Below are 20,186 nucleotides of genomic sequence, written 5' to 3' on the forward strand. Positions count from 1 at the left end.
CCAAGCTTGGTGTGATGTTTCAAACTGAAACACACCACCCCGAGCTAACGCCAAAGCTGCGGGGTGTCCGCGTCATTCTCAGCGGCGGCAGGCCAGGCACTGCTCAGGGTTTGCACCGGACGCCCCCAGTTTGAAAACCCGGAGGCCTCAGGCGCTCAAGAGCAGCTGCGTGGGCTGCTGCTGTTGCCGCTGAGTTTCTGCAGCTGCAGGAGGTTGAGCAGCTGACCGTCTTCGCTGCGCAGCTCCAGCTGCAGGCCTGGCACGCTCTCCAGATTGGATGGTGGCAGGGCCTTGACCGCACCGGTGGCCAGCACCGGCTGGATCAGCTTGGCGTTGAGGTAGCCGCCGAAATACAGCGGCACCGCGCTACCCACCTGACCCCATTCGCCGGTGAAGCTGACGCGCGGGCAGCCGCCTTCCAGGCTGATCTTGTTGCCCTCGAAGCTGAGCACCCATTCGGGCTGGGCACTGCTGTCGCTGGCGTACTGGATCTTGGTGGTGCCCGGGTGGTCAGCGGCCACGGCGTTGCTGTTGATCACCGGCGGCTGGCAGTTGAGCAAGCCAGCCCAAGCGGCACTGCACACCGGCACCGGCTGGGCGCCGGCCTGAACGGCAAACTCGCGCGGCTCGGCGGTGCGACCGGTCCCCCCAACGCCCGGACCGCAAGCGCTCGACAGCGCCGCGATCGTGAGCGCCAACACATGCTTGGGTTTCACGGCTTCTCCCCCTCGTTCATCGATTCAGAATAGAAATACACACCGAAGCGCGCCCGCTGGTTTCTGTCGCCGCGGGGCGCGGTCTTGGCGTCTTCATCAAAACGGATCTGGGCCTCGCGCAGCACCTGCTTCAAGGCCTGAGGCCAGGCCTGGCGCGCAACCTCGTGCAGCTGATGGGCGGAAGCTGCGGTGATCTCATCCACAAACACCGCTTGTTCCAGGAACTTGGCCTCGCCCTGCAGATTGGCACTGGCCGCGGCCAGGGCGTCGCTCATATTGTTGGCATACATCCAGGCCATCTCTTCCATGCCCTGGTGGGGCGTGAAGCCCGCCTCGTTCAAGCGCAGGCCTTCGGGGCTCTCTTCCACGCCACCGAGGCGCAGGAGTTCATCGAGCAGCGCACGCGGGCGGACATCGCTGCTGACGCGGGCGACCAGGGCGTCGAAGCTGTCCTCGCTGCCGCTGCGCGGCAGCACGCGCGGCTGGCCCTGGGCATCGACAAAGGGCGGCAGATTGAGCCAGACGCCCACCACCTCGGCCGCCAGGCTCAGCGGGCGGGCCAGCTCGGCCTCGTCCACCTTGGGCTCGGCCGGGCGGGTCAGGTTGCGCACATCGCGGCGGTGCACGCCGGAGAGCAGGCTCAAGGCGCTGTCGGTCTGCGGCATCTGGCGCTCTTGCAGCTCGCGCTGCGCGGCCGCCAGGAACTCGGTCTTGAGCGCCTGCGCAAAAGCCGGGTAGGCCACGCCGCGCTTGACCAGCATGCGGATCAGCGGCCGCATCACCTTGAGGCTGGCTTCCAGGGTCAGCGTGGCGACGGACTTTTTCATCATCGGAGTCATCGGGCAGGGCTCCGCCGGGCGATGCTGCGGATCGAGAACAGGCGCTGGGCCTGCGGCAGGGCGGTCGGCATGGCGATGGGCGAACGGGCAGGGTCCATGCAGCCCAAGGGCTGCGACGATGATGTGGAACATTGTCCCACACCCCTCCCCTCGCTCACCAGCGGCTGCTGAGATTCACGGCCAGCAATCGCCCTTGTCGTTCGGCATAGCTGCCGCTACCCCGCAGCTCCAGGCTGCGGTGGTTCAGGGCATTGCTGAGCAAGAGGCGCAGGGTGCTGGGCTGGCCGCCCAGCTGCAGGGGCCAGCGCAGGCCCAGGTCCAGCTCGCTGAGGGCGGGCAGCTCGACCCGGTTGTCACGCGTGGCCGGCATGCGGCCGGTGTGCGAGAAGCCGGCGTCGAAACTCAAACCGCCCAGTGCGGCCGGGCGGTACACGGCGTTGAGCTTGAGGATGCGCTCGGCCTGGCCGACCGGACGCGGGCCGACCCGGCCCAGGGCCACACCCTCGCCGCGCACGCGCGGCTGCATCAGCACCGCGCCGGCCACCAGCTGCCACTCGGGTGCCGGCCGGCCGTTCAGCGAGAGCTCGATGCCGCGGTGGCGCACATCACCGAGCTCGGTGTAGAGCTGCTGGGCGTCGAGGTTGTAGTAAGGCTTGCGCACATCGAACACGCCCGCCACCAGCTTCAGCCGCGGGCTCATCTGCCAGCGCAGGCCGGCGTCCATCTGCGTGGTCAGGATGGCCGGCAAGGCTTGGTTGCGGTTGCTGGCGTTGCCGGGCGCCACGCCGCTTTCCTCCAGGCCGCGGGTCAGTCCGGCGTAGGCCGCCAGCTCGGGGCTGAAATGCCAGGCGGCGCTGAGGTTGTAGAGCCAGGGCGTGGCTTCGGTCTCGGTCAGCGGCAGGCCGGGGCGGTCGACACGCTTGCGGTAGTCGCTGTGCTGCAGGCCGGCATTGAACTCCAGTTGCTGGTTCCAGCGCAGCTCGTAGGACAGGCCCAGCCAGTGCTGCTTGACCTCGTCCAGGCTTTGCGCGCCGAAGGCAAAGGTGGGCTGCGGCGGCTGGAAGGGCTGGAGCTGGCTCATGGTGCCGTAGTCCAGGCTTTGCGAACCGCCGGTGCGGCGGTCGCGGGCGCGGCCGGCCAGCTGCAGATGCAGGCGCTGCGCCCAGGGCGCCGGGGCGAAGGCCCAGCTCAGGCGCAGCTCGCCGCTGTTGGAGGCCACGCGGCTGGCCGGGTCGGCAATCACCAGGCGCTGGGCCTGGCCCTGGGCGTCCATGCCCAGCAACAGATTGCTGAAGCTGGCGCGGTCGTCGTTTTCGGAGTGGAAGATGCCGGCGCGCAGCTGCCAGGCCGGGTTGAAGGCATGGCGCAAGGTGGCGCCGTAGTTGCGGCCGACGCCGCTGTAGGCCGCCCAGTCCGGCCCCTTGAAGACCCGCGCTTCGCCCAGCGGCGGCAGACCGGGGGTGGCGCTGGACACCTGCGGGCCCATGCGGTCGTAAGGCGTGTCGATGGCCGAGGCGAACACCATGGCCTCGGTGTGCACATCGGGCCGCCACCAGAGCGCCAGGCTGCCGGTGGTGAATTCACCGTCGGTGCCGTTGCCGTATTCGACATGGGCTTTGGAGAAGCCGCCGGTCACGGCCCAGCGGCCGTCGGTGCTCAGCGGGTGGCTGAAATCCAGATCGACAAAACGGCCGCGCCACTGGTCCAGGCCCAGCACCAGCTGCGCGCTGGGCTCGGCGTCCGGGCGGCGCAGGCTGAGGTCAACGATGCCAGTGGGCGCGGGGAAGACAAAGCCCTGGGCCGACAGGCCGACGCGCACATTGCTGGACTGGCGCAGGCGCGCGCTCAAGCCCCAGACCTGGTCGAAGTACAGGCCGTCGATGCGCACATTGCCGGCCGCCGTAGGCGAGAAACCGCGCACGCTGCCGCTGGTGTAGAGGCCGATGGTCTCGCGGCCGATGCTGGTGCCGAAGGCATCGCTGGCGGCTTGCACCGCGGCGTCATTGGCGCGCGCGGCCAGCGGAGCCAGAGACAAAGCCGCCATCATCGTCAACAGGCCGGCGGCCAGCGGGGTCAGAGGCAGGGCGGGAGCAGCAAAAGAGCGATCGGGCATGGGGCGCAGCGCAGAAGCAGGCAAAGCTGCGCAGTGTAGGTGGCAGGTCCGCCGCAGGCGAAAGCCATGGCGGCCCACCCGCTCAAGCCAGGCCCAGCGCCGCCAGCTTGCGCGCCACCGTTTGAAAACGCAGATCGGGCGCCTCGGCCCAGGCGCGCACCGGCTGCCAGGCGGCGGCATGAACCTCGGCCAGCTGCGGGCGCAGCGGGGCGCGGCTGTCGGCCAGCAGCAGGTAGGCGTAGTCGTGGTGCCAATGCGCACCTTCCTGCTTTCGCGGGTTGGCGGGGATGGCATGGCTGTCGATGTCCAGCGGCAGGGCCAGGCCGCTGGCGGCGTCGATGTATTCGGGGTGCGGCTGCAGGACCTGGACCCCGGTTTCCTCGCGAGCCTCGCGCAGGGCCGAGGCCAGCAGGGGATCGGCCGCCGCGTTGGGCTCGAAATGCCCGCCCGGCTGCAACCAGCGCTGCAAGGTCTTGTGATGGATCAGCAGGAGTTGGCGGGTGGCGGGATCCAGCACGATGGCGCTGGTGGTGATGTGGCCGCGCATCTGGGCGCGGCTGAACACATCGCCGTCCGGGTCTTGCAGCTGGGCCTGCAAGGCTTGCAGCCGCGCGCTTTCTTCCGGAAAGCGGGGGCTCAGATAGGCCTGCAGGATCTGGCAGGCCTGGGCGTGAACGTGGGAGCGGGAGGTCGACATGGGACCATTGTCCGGCCCCGGCGACTCCCCTCCTCCGCGCTGCGCCCTTCGGCTCAGGTCACTTCAGCAAGCCTTCGGCCTTCATCGCTTCCTGCACCGCCGGGCGGGCCGCCACGCGGGCACGGAAAGCCACCAGGTGCTCGAAGCCGCTGACGTCCACACCGACGTACTGGCCCCAGTTGCTGACCACGAACAGATAGGCATCAGCCACCGTGAACTGATCGCCCATCAGGTACTGCTTGCCTTCCAGCTGGGCATTGACCCAGGTCAGGCGCGCCATCAGCGCGGCGCGGGCAACCGGCTTGTAGTCTTCCGGGGTGGCCGGGTTGAACAGGGGCGAGAAGCCCTTGTGCAGCTCGGAGGTGATGTAGTTCAGCCATTCCTGCAGGCGGTAGCGCGCCATGCTGCCGGCGGCCGGGGCCAGGTTGGCGGCGGGCGCCAGGTCGGCGATGTACTGGACGATGGCCGGGCCTTCGGTCAGGCGCTCACCGTTGTCCAACTCCAGCACAGGCACCGAACCCTTGGAATTGATGGCGTAGAAATCGCTGCCGTCCTGCAGCTTCTTGGTCTTGGTGCTGGCCAGCACCAGATCAAAACTCAGGCCCGCCTCGCGCAGGGCGATGTGCGGGGACAAAGAGCAGGCGCCAGGGCTGTAATAGAGCTTCATGGTTCAGGTTTCCTTGCGAGAACTTGCCGGCGGACCTGCCGGCAAAGCCCGAACCATACGCCGGATTGGCGACTCTTGCAGGCAGGCGCCCAACGGCCGCCGAGATCAATCCTGCGGCACAAAGATCCAGAGCAGCAGGTAGACGAACAAGCCCGTGCCCACGCACAGCACCAGCAGGGTGAAGAGCAGGCGCCAGACCCAGGAATCCAGGCCGGTGATGCGAGACAAGCCACCGCAGACACCGCCCAGCCAGCGATCCTCGCGGCTGCGGCGCAGCTCGTTCAGGCCGTTGGCGGCCGGAGCAAAGCCCGCGCTGGTAGAAGCGCCTGGCGCTGCCTCGCCGCTCAGCAGCCGGGCCTTGGCCTGCGCGAACTCAGCGTCACTGAGCACACCGCGCTCGTGCAGCTCGGCCAGTTTGTGGAGTTCTTCGGCGACGGACATCTGGGTTCCTCCTTCTGAATGCCGGGGCCGTCATTGCCCCAGCCCTCAATCTAACGCCATCGGCGGGCTGAGTCCGTGCGCTGCGACAAACTGCAGCGCCGGGCGACTGAACGGCCGCCCCGCATTCCCCGCAGCTTGTCGCCGCGTTCCGCCATTCGCCGCAGGCAGGAGTCAAAGCGCTGCAGGCGCTGCCCATAATCCGCCCCCATACAAGCACCCAAGTCTGGAGACGACGCTGATGTGGAAACAAAGACAAGGAACAGGAGCCGCCCCGCTGCTGAGCGGCCTGGCCCTGCTGCTGGGCACGGGCCTGGCGGCGGCCGCCGCGAGCGAAGGCGGCACGAGCAAGCTGGGCAATGGCCCCACCCACGCCTGCCGCATCGAAGGCATGCCCAATGAGATGCAATGCGGCAGCGTCATGCGGCCGCTGGACCCGGCCAAGCCGCAGGGCACGCAGATCGAGATCCACTACCTGGTGGTGCCCGCCATGGCTCGCAACAAGCAGCCCGACCCGGTGCTGATGCTGGCCGGCGGCCCCGGCCAAAGCGCCATTGCGGTGGCGCCGCGGGTGCTGGGCGTGCTCAAGCGCTTGAACAACCGACGTGACCTGGTCTTCATCGACCAGCGCGGCACCGGCAAGTCTGCCCCGCTGCAATGCGCCGATGACAGCAAGCTGCCGATCGCCGAAGCCCTGGACCCACAAGCCCAGGAGCGCCGCCTGCGCGACTGCCAGGAAAGCCTGAGCCGCCTGCCCCACGGCGATCTGCGCCTGTACACCACGACGATCGCCATGCAGGACTTCGAGGCCGTGCGTGAGCAGCTGGGCGCGCCGCAGTGGAACCTCTACGGCGCCTCTTACGGCACGCGTGCGGCACTGGAATACATGCGCCAGTTCCCGAGCAAGGTGCGCCGCGCCCTGATCGACGGCGTGGCGCCGCCGGACATGGTGCTGCCCGCCAGCTTCTCGACCGACAACCAGGCCGCGCTGGATGCCGCCTTCAGCGCCTGCGAAAAAGAACCGGCCTGCCAGGCCCGCCACCCGCAGCTGCGTGCCCAGTGGCAAGCGCTGCTGGCCAGCGTGCCGCGCCAGATCACGGTGCGTCAGCCCATGACCGGCAAGCAAGAACAGTTCACGCTGACCCGCAGCCAGCTGCTGCGCGCCGTGCGCGGCCCGCTCTACATGCCAGCCCTGGCCGCCGCCCTGCCCGCCGCCATCGGTGAGGCGGCCGAAGGCCGCTTTGACGGCCTGATGGGCCTGACCGGCACCATGAGCTCGAACAAGAGTTCGCGCCTGGCCATGGGCATGCATTTCTCGGTGGTCTGCGCCGAGGACCTGCCCCGCCTGCCGCAAGCGAGCGACAAGCCGGGCGCCGACTACGGCAACAGCGACGCCCTGCTCTACAGCGCCGCCTGCAAGACCTGGCCCCGCGGCGAGGTGCCCGAAGCCTTCTACCAAGTGCCCAAGGCCGCCATGCCCGTGCTGGTGCTCAGCGGTGGCGCCGATCCGGTGACCCCGCCCCGCCACGGCGAGCGGGTGACCAAAGCCCTGGGCGACAAGGCCCAGCACATCGTCGTGCCCGAGGCCGGCCACGGCGTGGCCACCATCGGCTGCATGCGCGATGTGATGTTCCGCTTCTTCGACGCCAAGACCGACGCCGCCGCCCTGCCCCAGGACGCCGCCTGCGCCACCCGCATCCCGCGCCCGCTGGCCTTTGTGCCGGTGCAAGACGCTTCTGCCACCAAGGTGCAGCCATGATCGAAATCAAGAACGTCAGCAAGAGCTTCGTCAGCGCCAGCGGCGGCTATTCTCTCTTCAAAAAGGGCAAGAAACAGACCGTGCAAGCGGTGCGCGATGTCAGCCTGCATGCGCCGAACGGCCGCATCACCGGCCTGCTGGGCGCCAACGGCGCCGGCAAGACCACCACCTTGCGCATGCTGGGCGGCTTGTTCGAACCCGATCACGGCCAGATCAGCGTCGACGGCATCCAGGTCAGCCAGGCGCCGCGCCAAGCCCTGGCGCGCATGGGCATCCTGGGCGATGTACATGGCCTCTACCCGCGCCTGAGCGCCCGCGAAAACATCATCTACTTCGGCCGCCTGCAAGGCATGGAAGCCGATGCGGCCAACGCCCGCGCCGAGGAGCTGGCGCGTCTGCTGGACATGCGCCACATCCTGGACCGCCGCAGCGATGGCTTCAGCCAGGGCGAGCGCATGAAGACCGCCCTGGCCCGCGCCCTGGTGCATGACCCGGCCAACATCGTGCTGGACGAGCCGACCAACGGCCTCGATGTGCTGGCCACCCGGGCACTGCGCGAGGCCCTGCGCCATCTGCGCTCGCCCGAGGGCGGCGGCAAGTGCATCGTCTTTTCCACCCACATCATGCCGGAGGTGGAACAGCTCTGTGAGCATGTGGTGGTGGTGGCGCAAGGCCGCAGCGTGGCCGAAGGCTCGGTGCCCGAGCTGCTGGCCCTGGCCGGCGAAAAGCACTTCGAGGACGCCTTTGTGAAGCTGGCCTTCACTCAGCAGCAGCAACATCAACAACAAGAGGTGGCGGCATGAGCGCGAGCATCACCAGCAGCAACAACAACAGCGGCAGCTCCAGTCTGCTGAGGAACTTCTGGATCGTCTTGCGCAAGGAGGTGGTCGACGCCTTGCGTGACCGCCGCACCCTGATGCGCCTGTCCATCCCCGCCGTGCTGATGGGCCCGCTGCTGCTGCTGGCGCTTTCGGGCCTGATCTCCTCGCTGGAGGGCCAGGCCGACAAGCGCGAGGTGCAGGTGGTGGGCATCGAGCATGCGCCCAGCCTGCGCAACTTCCTGGAGCGCCAGACCTACACCCTGAAACAGGCCCCGGCTGACTACGAAGCACGCCTGCGCGCCAGCACCTTGCTGGAGCCGGTGCTGGTGATCGGCAAGAACTTTGAGGCCGAACTGCTGGCCGGCGACAAGCCCACGGTAGAGCTGGTCAGCGACAGCGCCAACCAGCGCGCCAGCGCCGGCGTCGGCCGGCTGGAACGCCTGGTCAACGCTTTCAGCCAGGAGCGCGCCGCCCTCAGCCTGGCCCTGCGCGGCGTCTCGGGCGAATTGCTCCAGCCCGTGGCCATCGAGGAACGCGACCTGGCCAGCGTGCAGGCCCGCGCTGCCCGCATCACCGGCATCATCCCCATGTTCATCATCATGGCCGTGCTCTACGGCGCCCTGACGGCCGCCCTGGACAGCACGGCCGGCGAGCGCGAACGGGGTTCATTGGAGCCCTTGCTGATGAACCCGGTGCAGCACATCGCCCTGGTGCTGGGCAAATGGGGCGCGGTGGCCTTGCTGGGCATGGCGGTGGCGCTGATTGCCTGCGTCAGCTTTGTGCCGGCGCAGTGGCTGCTGCAGAGCGACAGCCTGCAAGCCATGTTCCAGTTCGGCAGCTACGAGGTGATCGCCTTCCTGCTGCTGCAGCTGCCGCTGGCCGTGGGCATCAGCGCCGTGCTGATGGCCCTGGCCATCCGCTCCAAGACCTTCAAGGAAGCCCAAGCCGGCAGCACCATGGTGATGACCGCCGTGAGCCTGATGCCCATGGTCACCCTGCTCAACCCGGGCGGCGAAGCGCCCTGGTATCTGTGGGTGCCGGGCCTGGCGCAGAACACCTTGATGATGCTGGTGCTCAAGGGCGAGACGCTCAGCGCCGCCCAGGTCCTGCCCGGCGTCGCCGTGGGCCTGGCCCTGATGGCCGGCGGCCTGCTCTTCGTGGCCCGCTCCATGCGCGGCGCGGTGTCCAAGTAGGCGCGGCAGCTTTCCCTTCTTCTTCCTCCAACACGAGCCCGGGCATGCCCGGGCTTTTTCATGGGTGCTGGGAGGCGGAGAACGGCACATTGCGGACCTCGGCTGTCTGGATCTTTCTCGCTGCGGTGGCTCGTCCCACCGCCGGGCTCATGGTTCGCGGTTCGGCTCTGCGAGCCGACTGCCCTCGGTGCTCACTCCGCAGCTCAGCGGCGCCAAACTCCCTCCGTTCGCTGCGCTCACTGTGGTCAAACAGTGGCGCCGAGTAAGCGCTTGAAGCGCGTGAGTACACGCGCCTGAGCCGCTCCGCTGCGCCCTCGGCCGCGCACAAATCGCCCGTCGGCGGGCCGAGCCACCTCCGGAGATGGCGTGTTCCACCGTGGATGAGGCAGATCGATCGCGATGCAAGCGCCCTGCAGCCCGTGCCGCTGCCGGGCGAATTGTGCCGGGCCGAGCAGCACAGCGCCTCGGGGCGCGCACGTACTCGTGCGCTTCAAGGTCTGACTTGGCGCTTCTGTCTGAACGAAGCGAGCGCAGGGAGCGAAGTGAGTTATGCGCCAGCCCCGAGGCGCGAGCAGCGCAGGGAAGTCGGCCCGCCAGGGTCGACCCCGGAACCATGAGCCCGGTGGCGGCACGGGCTGCAGGGCCTCACGAGCAAAACCACCAAAGGCTGCTTCGTGCCGAGAACTGCCCTCAATGCTGCCCGAGCGCTCGCTGAACTTCGTACTGCCAGGGCAGGGTGTGGACGATCTCGTTGAGCTGACGGGCGGATTCCAGCGGCGCCAGCACTTCGCCATCGGCATTCAGGAACTGCAGATTGGTGACCAAAGCGAGAGGGTCCACCATGGCCACCACACCCGCCGACATGCTGACCCAATCCCAGGCCACACCGGCGACGGTGTCGCCGTCGTCCCCCTGCCACAGGGTTTGTCCCATGGCGGGCCGCCCTCCTTCGCCTGGAACCAGCACCTGCGTGCTGCGGTGCGCAAACTGCAAGCGAGGCGCATGCTGCGCTTCACAAAGAACCCGTGGCCATGCGTACACCATCCAAGCTGGAGTCATAGAACAATCACTTCGAATTGCTAATGTGGATCAACGAGCGGACAGACTTGCGTAACTGTTTGTGCAGTGTGCAAGCAGCGTTTTCGACACGCCAGCTGTAAACCTTGCCAGGGGTATAACCGAGTTGACCGCGAGCCCGCGGTTTATTGCAATGCGCGCCATGGACGGGAGCAATTCAATGCTGCAAGGGGGTTATCAGGCGGTGCTGGAGGCACGCAGCCGCGAGGAGTTTCGCCACGAGGTGATCCGCTTCGCGCAAAGCCTGGGCTTCTCCACCGTGTCAGCCACGGTGGTGCTGGATCACACCGTCGGCGAGTCCGAGTTCGAGACGGTGGACAACACGCCGGAGTCGTTCACATCCACCTACCTGGACCGCAGCAGCTGGCGCCATGACCCCGTGGTTCAACACTGCAAACACCAAAGCGTGCCCATCGTCTGGAACCAGAGCACCTACCTGGCCAGCGGGCAGGCGCATATGTGGGAAGAGCAAGCCCGGTTTGGTTACCGTACCGGCATCGCCCTGGCCTTGCATCTGCCCGAGGGCCGGCACTTCATGCTGGGCATGGATCGACCCGAACCGCTGCCGGGCAACCCTGTCGAGTTGACGCGATTGGTCGCAGATCTGCAGCTGTTCGCGGTCTACGCCCAAGACGCAGCGTGGCGGGTGGTGATGCCCCGCGAGACCGAGGCGCAGGTCAAACAATCCCGGCTCACCCCACGTGAGCTGGAATGCCTGCGTTGGACCATGGATGGCAAGACGGCCTGGGAGGTCGGCACCATCCTCAGCATCACCGAGCGCACGGCCGTGCTGCACCTCAACAACGCCATGCACAAGCTGGGCTGCACCACCAAGCATCAGGCGGTGCTGAAGGCGCTGCGCATGGGCTTGATCCGTTGAAACCCGAACTCTCTCGCAAACCCGCAGCCCTGGCGCTGCGAGGCTGACATAACCTCCAGGCTTCGCGCAACTGTAAGAGTTGACACTTCCAAGGCTGGCCGTGAATTGCTGAAATCATTGCCAAGCACTCGTTGGAGTGTGTTCACCGATTGGATTCCATCATGACCCAGCACACCAACTCCGAATTGAACATGTCTGAAACCGGTCCCGTGGAGCTGAGCCTGGAGCAGCTGCAAGCTGTCGCCGGCGGCGGCACGCCCAAGGGCGGTTGGGGTCCCCTACCCGTCGCACCCGACGCTCCGGCCGTGCCGACTGAAGCACCGGTTCCTGTCCCCGGCACGCCCAAAGGCGGCTGGTAATCCCTCTCTCGCTGTCACCCTCCGCTCCTGAACCGAGCGGGCTTTGACGGGCAAGAAGGTAGCAAAGACCGGTCTTCGCCACACATGCTGTTCCGCCGCGAGGCCTTGCAAGGCCAGCAGCACAGCGGCTTGGGCAGGGTGCACGTCCTGCCACCGCTGTCTCTCACACTGCTCACGGCGGTTGCCGTGGGCAGTGTTGCTTTGGTGCTCGCGTTTCTCTGCACGGCGGAATACACCCGCAAGGCCCGGGTCAGCGGCTATCTGGTGCCGGACCGCGGCGTACTGCGCATCCAGGCGCCGCAATCAGCCACGGTGCTGAGCCGCGAGGTCGGCGAAGGCCAAGCGGTCAAGGCCGGCGACGTGCTGTTCGTGCTGGCCCTGGACAGCGCCAGCCAGACCATCGAAGGCATCGCCCAGACCCTGCAAAGCCGTCAGCTGAGCCTGCAAGGCACGGCCAGCCAGCAGCTGGCCCTGGTGCGCACCCAGCTGCAGACCCTGACGCAGAAACGCGCCGGCCTGCTGCGCGAACAGGCCCAGCTGCAGGTCGAACGCCAGCTGCACGCCGAGCGCCTGGCCCTGGCGCGCGAATCGCTGGAGCGGCAGGAAAACCTGGCCCGCAACCACTTCATCTCGCCCGCCCAGCTGCAGAGCAAGCGCGAGGAACTGCTCGGCCTGCAATCGCAAACCCAGGCCCTGGCCCGCCAGGGCGAGGCCCTGCAGCGCGATCTGCAAGCGACCGAGGCGCAGATGCGCGAGCTGCCGCTGCGCAGCGAAGTGCTGCAGGCCGAGATCGCCCGCGACCTGGCCGAGCTGAAGGAAAAAGGCCTGGAGACCGAAGGCCGGCGCCGCCTGGTGCTGCGCGCACCCAGCGACGGCATCGTCTCCACCCTGCTGGCCGAGCCCGGCCAAAGCATCCAGGGTGGCGCGGCCCTGGCCCAGCTGTTGCCGGCGCGCACGCAGATGCAGGCCCAGCTGTTCGCGCCTTCGAGCGCGGTCGGTTTCTTGCAGGCACAGCAGGCCGTTCAGCTGCGCTACCAGGCCTTTCCGTACCAAAAATTCGGCCAGCAAAGTGGGCGCGTGCTTCAGGTCTCGCGCACGCCCCTGGCCCCGGCCGAGCTGGCCACCCTCAACCTGCCGGCCGCGCTCAGCCAGGGCGCGGGCAGCGAGCCGCTCTACCGCATCACCGTCAGCCTGGACCACCAAACCGTCAGAGCCTACGGACAGCCCCAAGCCCTGGCCGCCGGCATGCAGCTCGATGCCGATGTCATGCTGGAGCGGCGCCGCCTGATCGAGTGGATTTTCGAACCCCTGCTGAGCCTGGCCCAACGTGTCTGATTCCGCGCCCTCCCCCAACGCCGCCCCCGGCCTGCTGTCTCGCCTGCACCTGAGCTGGCGTCGCCGCGGCCGGGTGCCGGTGATTCTGCAGACGGAGGCGGCCGAATGCGGCCTGGCCTGCCTGGCCATGGTGGCCAGCGCGCGCGGCCTGCATCTGGACTTGCCGGAACTGCGCCGGCGCTTTTCGCTCTCGCTCAAGGGCGCGACCATGGCCGACCTGCTGCGCATGGCCGCGCCCCTGGGCCTGGCCGGCCGCGGCCTGCGCGCCGAGCCCGAACATCTGGTGCGGCTGGAGCTGCCGGCCATCCTGCACTGGGACTTCAACCATTTCGTGGTTCTGGTTGAGGTGCGCGGCCAGCAGGCCCTGATCCATGACCCGGCCCATGGCCGGCGGCAGATCTCTCTGGCGGAGCTCTCGCGCCACTTCACCGGCGTGGCCCTGGAGCTGCGCCCCGGGCCGGACTTCACACCCCAGCCTCCGGCGCCACGCCTGCGCTGGCGCCAGCTGTTCGGCCGCATCAGCGGGCTCAAGCGCTCGCTGGGCCAGATCCTGCTGCTGGCCCTGGCGCTGGAGCTGCTGGCCCTGCTCTCGCCCTTTTTGCTGCAGTGGGTGGTAGACGGGGTGCTGGTCAGCGCCGACCGCGACCTGCTGGTCACCCTGGGCCTGGGATTTGGCCTGCTGGTGTTGCTGCAAACGGCCATCAGCGCCCTGCGCTCCTGGGCGGTGCTGGTGCTCTCGGCCTCGCTCAATCTGCAGTGGCTGACCCAGGTCTTCGGCCACCTGCTGCGCCTGCCTCTGGCCTGGTTCGAGAAGCGCCATCTGGGCGACATCTGGTCGCGCTTTTCCAGCGTGCAGCAGATCCAGCGCACCCTCTCCACCCGCTTTGCCGAAGCCCTGCTGGACGGCGCCATGGTGCTGCTGACCCTGGCCATGATGGCCGTCTACTCGCCGCGGCTGAGCGCCGTGGCGCTGACCGCCGTGCTGGGCTATGGCCTGCTGCGCTGGGCTTACTTCGGCCCGCTGCGCGAGGCCAGCGAAGAGGCCCTGGTGTTCGAGGCCAAGCAGAACAGCCATTTCCTCGAGTCGCTGCGCGGCGCCCAGGCCATCAAGCTCTACAACGCCGAGGCCGAGCGCAGCGCCGCCTTTGCCAATCTGGTGGTCGAGCAGATGAACGCCAGCATCGCCACCCGCCGGCTGGACCTGGGCATGGCCGTGGGCCAGCGCCTGCTGTTCGGCCTGGAGCGCGTGGCCATCGTCTGGCTGGGCGCCCTGCTGGTGCTGGACCGCGAGCTCTCGGTCGGCATGTTGTTCGCCTTCCTGGCCTACAAAGAGCAGTTCAGCGCGCGCGTGGCCGGCCTGATCGACAAGGGCGTGGAGCTGAGCATGCTGCGCCTGCAGGGCGAGCGCCTGGCCGACATCGTGCTGAGCGCGGCCGAGCCGGCCGAGCTGAGCGCAGGGGCCAAAGTGAGTGCCGGCTCTCCGGAAACGCTCGAACTGGTGGACCTGAGCTTTGCGTATGCGGAAGGCGAGGCGCCGGTGATCCAGAGCTGCAGCCTGCGCATCGAGCCCGGCGAAGCGGTGGCCATCGTCGGCCCCTCGGGCTGTGGCAAGACCACCTTGCTCAAGCTGATGCTGGGCATCCACAGCCCGCAGCGCGGCGAGATCCGCATCGGTGGCCGGCCGCTAGCCCAGCTGGGTCTGGCCGCCTGGCGCGCCCGCATCGGCATCGTCATGCAGGACGACCAGCTCTTCGCCGGCAGCATTGCCGACAACATCAGCTTCTTCGACCCCGAGGCCGACTCGGCCTGGGTGCAGGAATGCGCGCGCATCGCCTGCGTGCACGAGGACATCAGCGCCCTGCCCATGGGCTACCAGAGCCTGGTCGGCGACATGGGCAGCAGCCTCTCGGGCGGGCAGCGGCAGCGCGTGCTGCTGGCGCGCGCACTCTACAAACGGCCGCACTACCTGTTCCTGGACGAAGCCACCAGCGCGCTCGATGTCGAGAAAGAACGCCAGCTCAACGCCTCGCTGCGTGCACTCAATCTGAGCCGCATCGTCATCGCCCACCGCCCGGAGACCATTGCCTCGGCCCAGCGCATCATCGCCCTGCAAGGTGGGCGGGTGGCGCAAGATCTGCGCAGCGTGCCGCCGGCCAGCAACCAGGCCGGTTGAGCAGGAGGGGCTATTGCCGCCATCGAGATTGCCAAATGGACGGCGAGTGGCCGTGCTTTTAGCATTCGCCTATTGAAATTAAGGCACCAATAGGCGAACCCACCATGGCCAAAACCGCGAGCTTCGGCGTCCTCCATCTGGGCACCTCTTTCGGCGTCACCTACGCCCTGACCGGCAATGTGGCCGTGGCCGGCGCAGTGACCCTTTGTGGAACCGGCCGTCAACACGGTGATGCACCACTTCTTCGACAAGTACTGGGGCCACCCGCGCCTGAAAGCCTGGTTCGCTCAGCGCAGCCTTCGCCGCCTGCGCCGCAACGCGGGAGCGGCGGCAGCGGCGGCACAGATCAATCCGGCTTGACCTTGGCCCGGTTCAGCACCGGCTTCCAGCGCTGCTGTTCCTGGGCGATGAAGGCGGCGAACTGAGCCGGCGTGTTGCCCACGGCCTCGGCCGAATCGGCGCTCAGGCGCTCGGCAGAAGCGCTGCTTCGGATGGCCTTGGCCGATTCCGTGGCCAGGCGGTCGAGATGGGCCGGGGCCAGATTGGCCGGCGCGAGCAGGCCGTACCACTGCGTCATCTCAAAGCCCGGGAAGCCCTGCTCTGCCACGGTCGGCACATCGGGCAGCTGCGGCAAGCGGGCCTTGGAGCCGGTGGCGAGACAGCGCAGCTTGCCGGCCTTGACGAACTGCAGCACGGCTGGTGCGCCGACCGAGGCGGCATCGAGGCGGCCAGCCAGCAGATCGGTCAGCTGCGGGCCGGTGCCGCGGTAAGGCACATGGACGATGAAGAGCTCGGCCGCCATCTTCAGATACTCCATGGCCAAATGGCCGGCGCTGCCATTGCCGGCCGAGCCGTAATTCAGGCGGCCCGGCTTGCTGCGCGCCAGGGCCACAAATTCCTTGAGGTTGCGCGCCGGCACATCGGGGTGGACCACGTAGAGACTGGGCACCTTGGCCAGCAGCGTCACGGGCTTGAAGTCCTTGACCGGGTCGTAGGGCAGCTTGTCGTAGATGAAGGGGTTGACGGCCAAGGTGCCGATATGGCCCAGCACCAGGGTGTGCTGGTCATCGGCGCGGGCCACCTCGGCCATGGCGATATTGCCGCTGCCGCCGGGCTTGTTTTCCACGTAGACGGTCTGACCCAGGGTCTTGCCCAGCTCGAAGGCGGTGGCGCGGGCGACGATCTCCGAGCTGCCGCCGGGCGCAAACGGCACGACCAGGCGCACGGAACGGCTGGGCCAGGCTGCCTCGGCCCAGGCTGGCAAGCCCAAGCCGGCGGCCGCACCGGCCAGACCGCTTCGCAGCAGAAATTGGCGACGGGCCCGCGAGTCGGGGGGAGCGTGAGGGTCGTTCAGGTCCTGGGTCATGGCTCTTGTCTCCGGTGGGTATTTTTCTAGGGAACTTTGTTGAGCCAGTCTAGGACGCGGGCCTGTCAGGGCGCTGTCGCTTGCTCCATCCAGCCCAGCCAACGCATGGCCTGCTCGCGCGATTCGCCGCACATCTGCTCGCTGGGCTGCAGCGAGCCACAGACGGCGGGACGATCCGGGTGACCGAAGATCTGGCAACGGTCTTGCGCATCGAGCTGGATGCAGCGCACGCCCGCCGGCTTGCTGACCCCGTTGATGACGGGCATGCCCGGGATGGGCGAGCTGATCGAAGGCGCTATGCAGCAGGCGGCGCAATGGGGACGGCAATTCATCGCGATATTGTCGGCGCAGGGATGGCCGGCGGCCGTGACTTATCCACAGCCGATCCGTAAAATCACGGGTTTGCCCGCGCCAGCTTTGGCGCTGTGGAAACGGGCCCGAATCACCCAAGACCCTGCGCAAAAAATGCGCAGCCGATCGGGCCACTATGAAAGCAGCCAGCCCCATGCAATACCCCAAGGAATTCGATGTCATCGTGGTCGGTGGCGGACATGCCGGCACCGAAGCGGCGCTGGCCGCCGCCCGCATGGGCTGCGCCACCCTGCTGCTCACCCACAATATCGAGACCCTGGGGCAGATGAGCTGCAACCCCTCGATCGGCGGCATCGGCAAAGGCCATCTGGTCAAAGAGGTGGATGCGCTGGGCGGCGCCATGGCTGCAGCCACCGACGAGTCCGGCATCCAGTTCCGCATCCTCAATGGCTCCAAGGGCCCAGCCGTGCGCGCCACCCGCGCCCAGGCCGACCGGGTGCTCTACAAAGCCGCCATCCGTCACCGCCTGGAAAACCAGCCGAATCTGTGGCTTTTCCAGCAAGCCGTGGACGACCTGCTGGTCGAGTCCGACGGCCAGGGCGAGCGCGTGGTCGGCGCCGTCACGCAGATGGGTTTGCAATTCCGCGCTCGCGCCGTGGTGCTGACCGCCGGAACCTTCCTCGATGGCCGCATCCATGTCGGCCTGGAAAACTACAGCGCCGGCCGCGCCGGTGACCCGCCGGCCATCAGCCTCTCGGCCCGGCTGAAAGAGCTGAAGCTGCCGCAAGGCCGGCTCAAGACCGGCACGCCGCCGCGCATCGACGGCCGTAGCATCGATTTTTCCAAGTGCGAAGAACAAGGCGGCGACCTCGACCCGGTACCCGTGTTCAGCTTCCTCGGCGACGCCGCGCAGCACCCACGCCAGCTGCCCTGCTGGATCACCCACACCTCGGAGGCGACGCACGCCATCATCCGCTCCGGCTTCGACCGCAGCCCCATGTTCACCGGCGTGATCGAAGGCGTGGGCCCGCGCTACTGCCCCAGCATCGAGGACAAGGTCAACCGCTTCGCCGACAAGGACAGCCACCAGATCTTTCTGGAACCCGAGGGCCTGACGACCCACGAGTACTACCCCAACGGCATCTCCACCTCCCTGCCCTTCGACATCCAGCTGGCCGCCGTGCGCTCGATCCCGGGCCTGGAGAACGCCCACATCATGCGGCCGGGCTATGCCATCGAGTACGACTACTTCGACCCGCGCGGCCTGAAGTCCAGCTTCGAAACCCGCGACATCGGCGGCCTGTTCTTTGCCGGCCAGATCAACGGCACCACGGGCTACGAGGAAGCCGCGGCCCAAGGCCTGTTCGCCGGCCTGAACGCCGCTCTGCAGGTGCGTGGCCAAGGTCCCTGGTTACCGGGCCGCGACCAGGCCTATCTGGGCGTGCTGGTCGACGACCTGATCACCAAGGGCGTGACCGAGCCCTACCGCATGTTCACCAGCCGCGCCGAGTTCCGCCTGCAGCTGCGCGAGGACAACGCCGACATGCGCCTGACCGAAGTCGGCCGCCAGCTGGGCCTGGTGGACGACCATCGCTGGGCGGCTTTCAACCGCAAGCGCGACGCTGTTTCACGTGAAACAGAGAAGCTGAAATCAACCTGGGTGCACCCCGGCATCCTGCCGGCCGCCGATGCCGAGCGTCTGGTCGGCAAGGCGCTGGAGCGCGAGTACAACTTCATCGACCTGCTACGCCGACCCGGCGTGGTCTACGACACTCTGGCCGAAGTGGCGGCCATCGCCCGCCCAGAAGCTGCTGTTTCACGTGAAACATTGACTGCCGATCTGGGCAAGACCATGGCCGATGCCGTCATCGAGCAAATCGAAACCAGCGTCAAGTACGCCGGCTACATCAACAAACAGGTCGAGGACGTGGCTCGTGCGGCCAATCTGGAGAACTTGCGCCTGCCCGAGGAACTGGACTACAACGAGATCCAGGCCCTGTCCTTCGAGGTCCGCCAGAAGCTCAACACCCACCGACCCGAGACCCTGGGCCAGGCTTCTCGCGTTTCGGGCGTCACGCCCGCCGCCATCTCCCTGCTGCTGGTGCACCTGAAGAAGAAACGCTTCAAGGGCTTCAGCGAGGCCCAGGACAAGGTCGGCGCATGAGTCACAGCGAACCGGCGCTCGACCTGAAGCAAGCCGCCCTGCTGGTGATCGATGTGCAGTGCGGCGCCTTCGATGGCCGGCTCTGCCCGCCCATGCCGGACGGCGACGCCCTGCTGAGCGCCTGCCGCAGCGCCCTGGACTGGGCCCGCCAGCAGCGCGTGCCGGTGTTCTGGATCCAGCACTCCGAGCCCGGCGGGCCGATGGACGGCGCCGGCTTCGACATCGATCCGCGCCTGATCCCGGCCGCCGAAGAACGCCGATTCACCAAGACCGTGCCCAATGCCTTCGAGGAAACGAGCCTGGCCCAAGCCCTGCAGCAGGCCGGGCGCAGCCAGCCCATCCTGATCGGCTTGCAATCCGATTGCTGCATCGAGGCGAGCGCCCGCGGTGCACTGGCCCTGGGTTTGAAACCTTGGCTGGTTCCCGACGCCCACCACACCTGGCCCGACCAAGGCCTGAGCGCCGAGGCCTTGCGCGACCAGGTTTCGCAAGCGCTGGCACAAGCCGGCGTGCCGCTGATTCCTCTCTCCACGCTGTACACGGTGACCCACCCACAAAGCCACTCCGCATGAGTTCCGACGCCCTTTTTGCCCCCTTGCACGACGCCGCCCAGACCCTGGGCCTGAACCTCAGCGACGCTCAGCTGCACCAGCTGCTGGCCTACCTGGCCATGATCAGCAAGTGGAACAAGGTCTACAACCTGACCGCTGTGCGCGAGCCCCAGGCCATGCTGACCCAGCATCTGGTAGACAGCCTGAGCCTGCTGCCCGCCCTGCGCCGCCATCTGCAAGCCTCCGGCAAAAGCAGCCTGCGGCTGATGGACGTGGGCAGCGGCGGTGGCCTTCCGGGTGTGGTGGTGGCCATCTGCGAACCCAATATCGACGTCAGCTGTGTGGACGCCGTAGCCAAGAAGGCCAGCTTCATCAAGCAGGTGGCGGCCGAGTTGCGCCTGCCCAATCTGCATGGCGTGCATTCCCGCGTGGAGGCGCTGGACACCCCGCCCTTCGACCTGATCACCTCGCGCGCTTTCGCTTCCCTGCTGGACTTCACCACCCTCACCCGCCAGCACCTCAAGCCTGGCGACGAATCCGGGGCAATTTGGCTGGCCATGAAGGGGCAACATCCGGCGGAAGAACTGGCCGCCCTGCCCGGCGACCTCGATGTGTTTCACGTGGAACAACTGCAGGTTCCTGGCCTCGACGCACAGCGCTGCCTGATCTGGATTCGCCCCAAGGCCTGAGAAATTTCTCTGCGCCGCAGCCCTGAGGGCCCCGCGC

At 67.5% G+C, this 20,186-nt stretch carries 19 protein-coding genes and 1 pseudogene; 11 read left to right on the forward strand and 9 right to left on the reverse strand.

Translation table 11 applies throughout. The features are described from left to right. Positions 1-155: 155 nt before the first annotated feature. From AC1Q6P_RS04400 to AC1Q6P_RS04425, 6 genes are all read right to left on the reverse strand, one after another. The gene (locus AC1Q6P_RS04400; protein ID WP_492663404.1) at positions 156-716 is read right to left on the reverse strand and encodes a hypothetical protein; all 561 of its coding nucleotides are present in this window, start codon (positions 714-716) and stop codon (positions 156-158) included. Then, positions 713-1,543: a DUF6502 family protein gene (locus AC1Q6P_RS04405; protein ID WP_492663405.1), complete on the reverse strand. Its 831-nt coding sequence runs from the start codon at positions 1,541-1,543 to the stop codon at positions 713-715. The genes AC1Q6P_RS04400 and AC1Q6P_RS04405 overlap by 4 nt, the downstream gene beginning before the upstream one ends. Positions 1,544-1,709: 166 nt before the next feature. Beyond that, a complete protein-coding gene (locus AC1Q6P_RS04410; RefSeq protein WP_492663406.1) occupies positions 1,710-3,668 on the reverse strand; it encodes a TonB-dependent siderophore receptor in 1,959 nt (652 codons plus the stop codon). 82 nt (positions 3,669-3,750) lie between these two features. Beyond that, complete coding sequence (locus AC1Q6P_RS04415; protein ID WP_492663407.1) at positions 3,751-4,365, reverse strand: NUDIX hydrolase; 615 nt, start codon at positions 4,363-4,365, stop codon at positions 3,751-3,753. 58 nt (positions 4,366-4,423) lie between these two features. Then, entirely contained in the window at positions 4,424-5,032 is a 609-nt protein-coding gene (gene gstA / locus AC1Q6P_RS04420; protein ID WP_492663408.1) for a glutathione transferase GstA, read from the reverse strand. A gap of 105 nt (positions 5,033-5,137) precedes the next feature. Further along, positions 5,138-5,473: a PspC domain-containing protein gene (locus tag AC1Q6P_RS04425; RefSeq protein WP_271007724.1), complete on the reverse strand. Its 336-nt coding sequence runs from the start codon at positions 5,471-5,473 to the stop codon at positions 5,138-5,140. A 238-nt stretch (positions 5,474-5,711) separates the two neighbouring features. On the opposite strand from AC1Q6P_RS04425, the gene AC1Q6P_RS04430 reads away from it, so the two are divergent. Genes AC1Q6P_RS04430 through AC1Q6P_RS04440 form a run of 3 tightly spaced genes read left to right on the forward strand, consistent with a single transcriptional unit; the run spans position 5,712 to position 9,243 of the window. Continuing rightward, positions 5,712-7,229, forward strand: coding sequence for an alpha/beta hydrolase (locus tag AC1Q6P_RS04430; RefSeq protein WP_492663409.1), 1,518 nt, complete (start codon positions 5,712-5,714; stop codon positions 7,227-7,229). Next, the gene (locus AC1Q6P_RS04435; protein ID WP_492663410.1) at positions 7,226-8,032 is read left to right on the forward strand and encodes an ABC transporter ATP-binding protein; all 807 of its coding nucleotides are present in this window, start codon (positions 7,226-7,228) and stop codon (positions 8,030-8,032) included. Before AC1Q6P_RS04430 ends, AC1Q6P_RS04435 begins: the two co-directional genes overlap by 4 nt. Next, positions 8,029-9,243, forward strand: a complete 1,215-nt coding sequence (locus AC1Q6P_RS04440) for an ABC transporter permease (protein WP_492663411.1) — start codon at positions 8,029-8,031, stop codon at positions 9,241-9,243. Before AC1Q6P_RS04435 ends, AC1Q6P_RS04440 begins: the two co-directional genes overlap by 4 nt. Positions 9,244-9,933: 690 nt before the next feature. On the opposite strand, the gene AC1Q6P_RS04445 is transcribed toward AC1Q6P_RS04440, so the two are convergent. Further along, positions 9,934-10,176 carry a DUF4902 domain-containing protein gene (locus AC1Q6P_RS04445; RefSeq protein ID WP_492663412.1) on the reverse strand — a complete coding sequence of 81 codons (243 nt, stop codon included), beginning with the start codon at positions 10,174-10,176 and terminating at the stop codon, positions 9,934-9,936. Positions 10,177-10,462: 286 nt separating this feature from the next. On the opposite strand from AC1Q6P_RS04445, the gene AC1Q6P_RS04450 reads away from it, so the two are divergent. The 5 genes and pseudogenes from AC1Q6P_RS04450 (at position 10,463) to AC1Q6P_RS04470 (ending at position 15,427) form a co-directional block, all read left to right on the forward strand. Continuing rightward, the gene (locus tag AC1Q6P_RS04450; protein WP_171828495.1) at positions 10,463-11,200 is read left to right on the forward strand and encodes a helix-turn-helix transcriptional regulator; all 738 of its coding nucleotides are present in this window, start codon (positions 10,463-10,465) and stop codon (positions 11,198-11,200) included. A 161-nt stretch (positions 11,201-11,361) separates the two neighbouring features. Continuing rightward, positions 11,362-11,559, forward strand: coding sequence for a CCRG-2 family RiPP (locus AC1Q6P_RS04455; RefSeq protein WP_171828496.1), 198 nt, complete (start codon positions 11,362-11,364; stop codon positions 11,557-11,559). A gap of 84 nt (positions 11,560-11,643) precedes the next feature. Then, positions 11,644-12,894, forward strand: coding sequence for an HlyD family secretion protein (locus AC1Q6P_RS04460; protein ID WP_492663413.1), 1,251 nt, complete (start codon positions 11,644-11,646; stop codon positions 12,892-12,894). Then, positions 12,887-15,067, forward strand: a complete 2,181-nt coding sequence (locus AC1Q6P_RS04465; RefSeq protein WP_492663414.1) for a peptidase domain-containing ABC transporter — start codon at positions 12,887-12,889, stop codon at positions 15,065-15,067. Before AC1Q6P_RS04460 ends, AC1Q6P_RS04465 begins: the two co-directional genes overlap by 8 nt. Positions 15,068-15,171: 104 nt before the next feature. After that, positions 15,172-15,427, forward strand: a pseudogene (locus AC1Q6P_RS04470) (DUF2061 domain-containing protein). Here AC1Q6P_RS04470 and AC1Q6P_RS04475 read toward each other — a convergent pair. Next, positions 15,414-16,433: a Bug family tripartite tricarboxylate transporter substrate binding protein gene (locus tag AC1Q6P_RS04475; RefSeq protein ID WP_492663415.1), complete on the reverse strand. Its 1,020-nt coding sequence runs from the start codon at positions 16,431-16,433 to the stop codon at positions 15,414-15,416. The pseudogene AC1Q6P_RS04470 and the gene AC1Q6P_RS04475 sit on opposite strands and share 14 nt — an antisense overlap. Positions 16,434-16,498: 65 nt before the next feature. Continuing rightward, positions 16,499-16,765, reverse strand: a complete 267-nt coding sequence (locus tag AC1Q6P_RS04480; RefSeq protein ID WP_171828501.1) for a YkgJ family cysteine cluster protein — start codon at positions 16,763-16,765, stop codon at positions 16,499-16,501. Between the two features lie 173 nt (positions 16,766-16,938). Here AC1Q6P_RS04480 and mnmG point away from each other — a divergent pair, with 173 nt between their 5' ends. The 3 genes from mnmG to rsmG are packed head-to-tail and all read left to right on the forward strand — an operon-like array spanning position 16,939 to position 20,149. Then, positions 16,939-18,909: a tRNA uridine-5-carboxymethylaminomethyl(34) synthesis enzyme MnmG gene (mnmG, locus tag AC1Q6P_RS04485; protein WP_492663416.1), complete on the forward strand. Its 1,971-nt coding sequence runs from the start codon at positions 16,939-16,941 to the stop codon at positions 18,907-18,909. Beyond that, positions 18,906-19,481 (forward strand): cysteine hydrolase family protein, encoded by a 576-nt coding sequence (locus AC1Q6P_RS04490; protein WP_492663417.1) that lies wholly within the window; start codon positions 18,906-18,908, stop codon positions 19,479-19,481. Before mnmG ends, AC1Q6P_RS04490 begins: the two co-directional genes overlap by 4 nt. After that, positions 19,478-20,149: a 16S rRNA (guanine(527)-N(7))-methyltransferase RsmG gene (rsmG, locus tag AC1Q6P_RS04495; protein ID WP_492663418.1), complete on the forward strand. Its 672-nt coding sequence runs from the start codon at positions 19,478-19,480 to the stop codon at positions 20,147-20,149. Before AC1Q6P_RS04490 ends, rsmG begins: the two co-directional genes overlap by 4 nt. The last annotated feature ends 37 nt before the right edge of the window (positions 20,150-20,186 follow it).

It is taken from the genome of Roseateles sp. GW835-FHT13E02 (genome assembly GCF_058794035.1).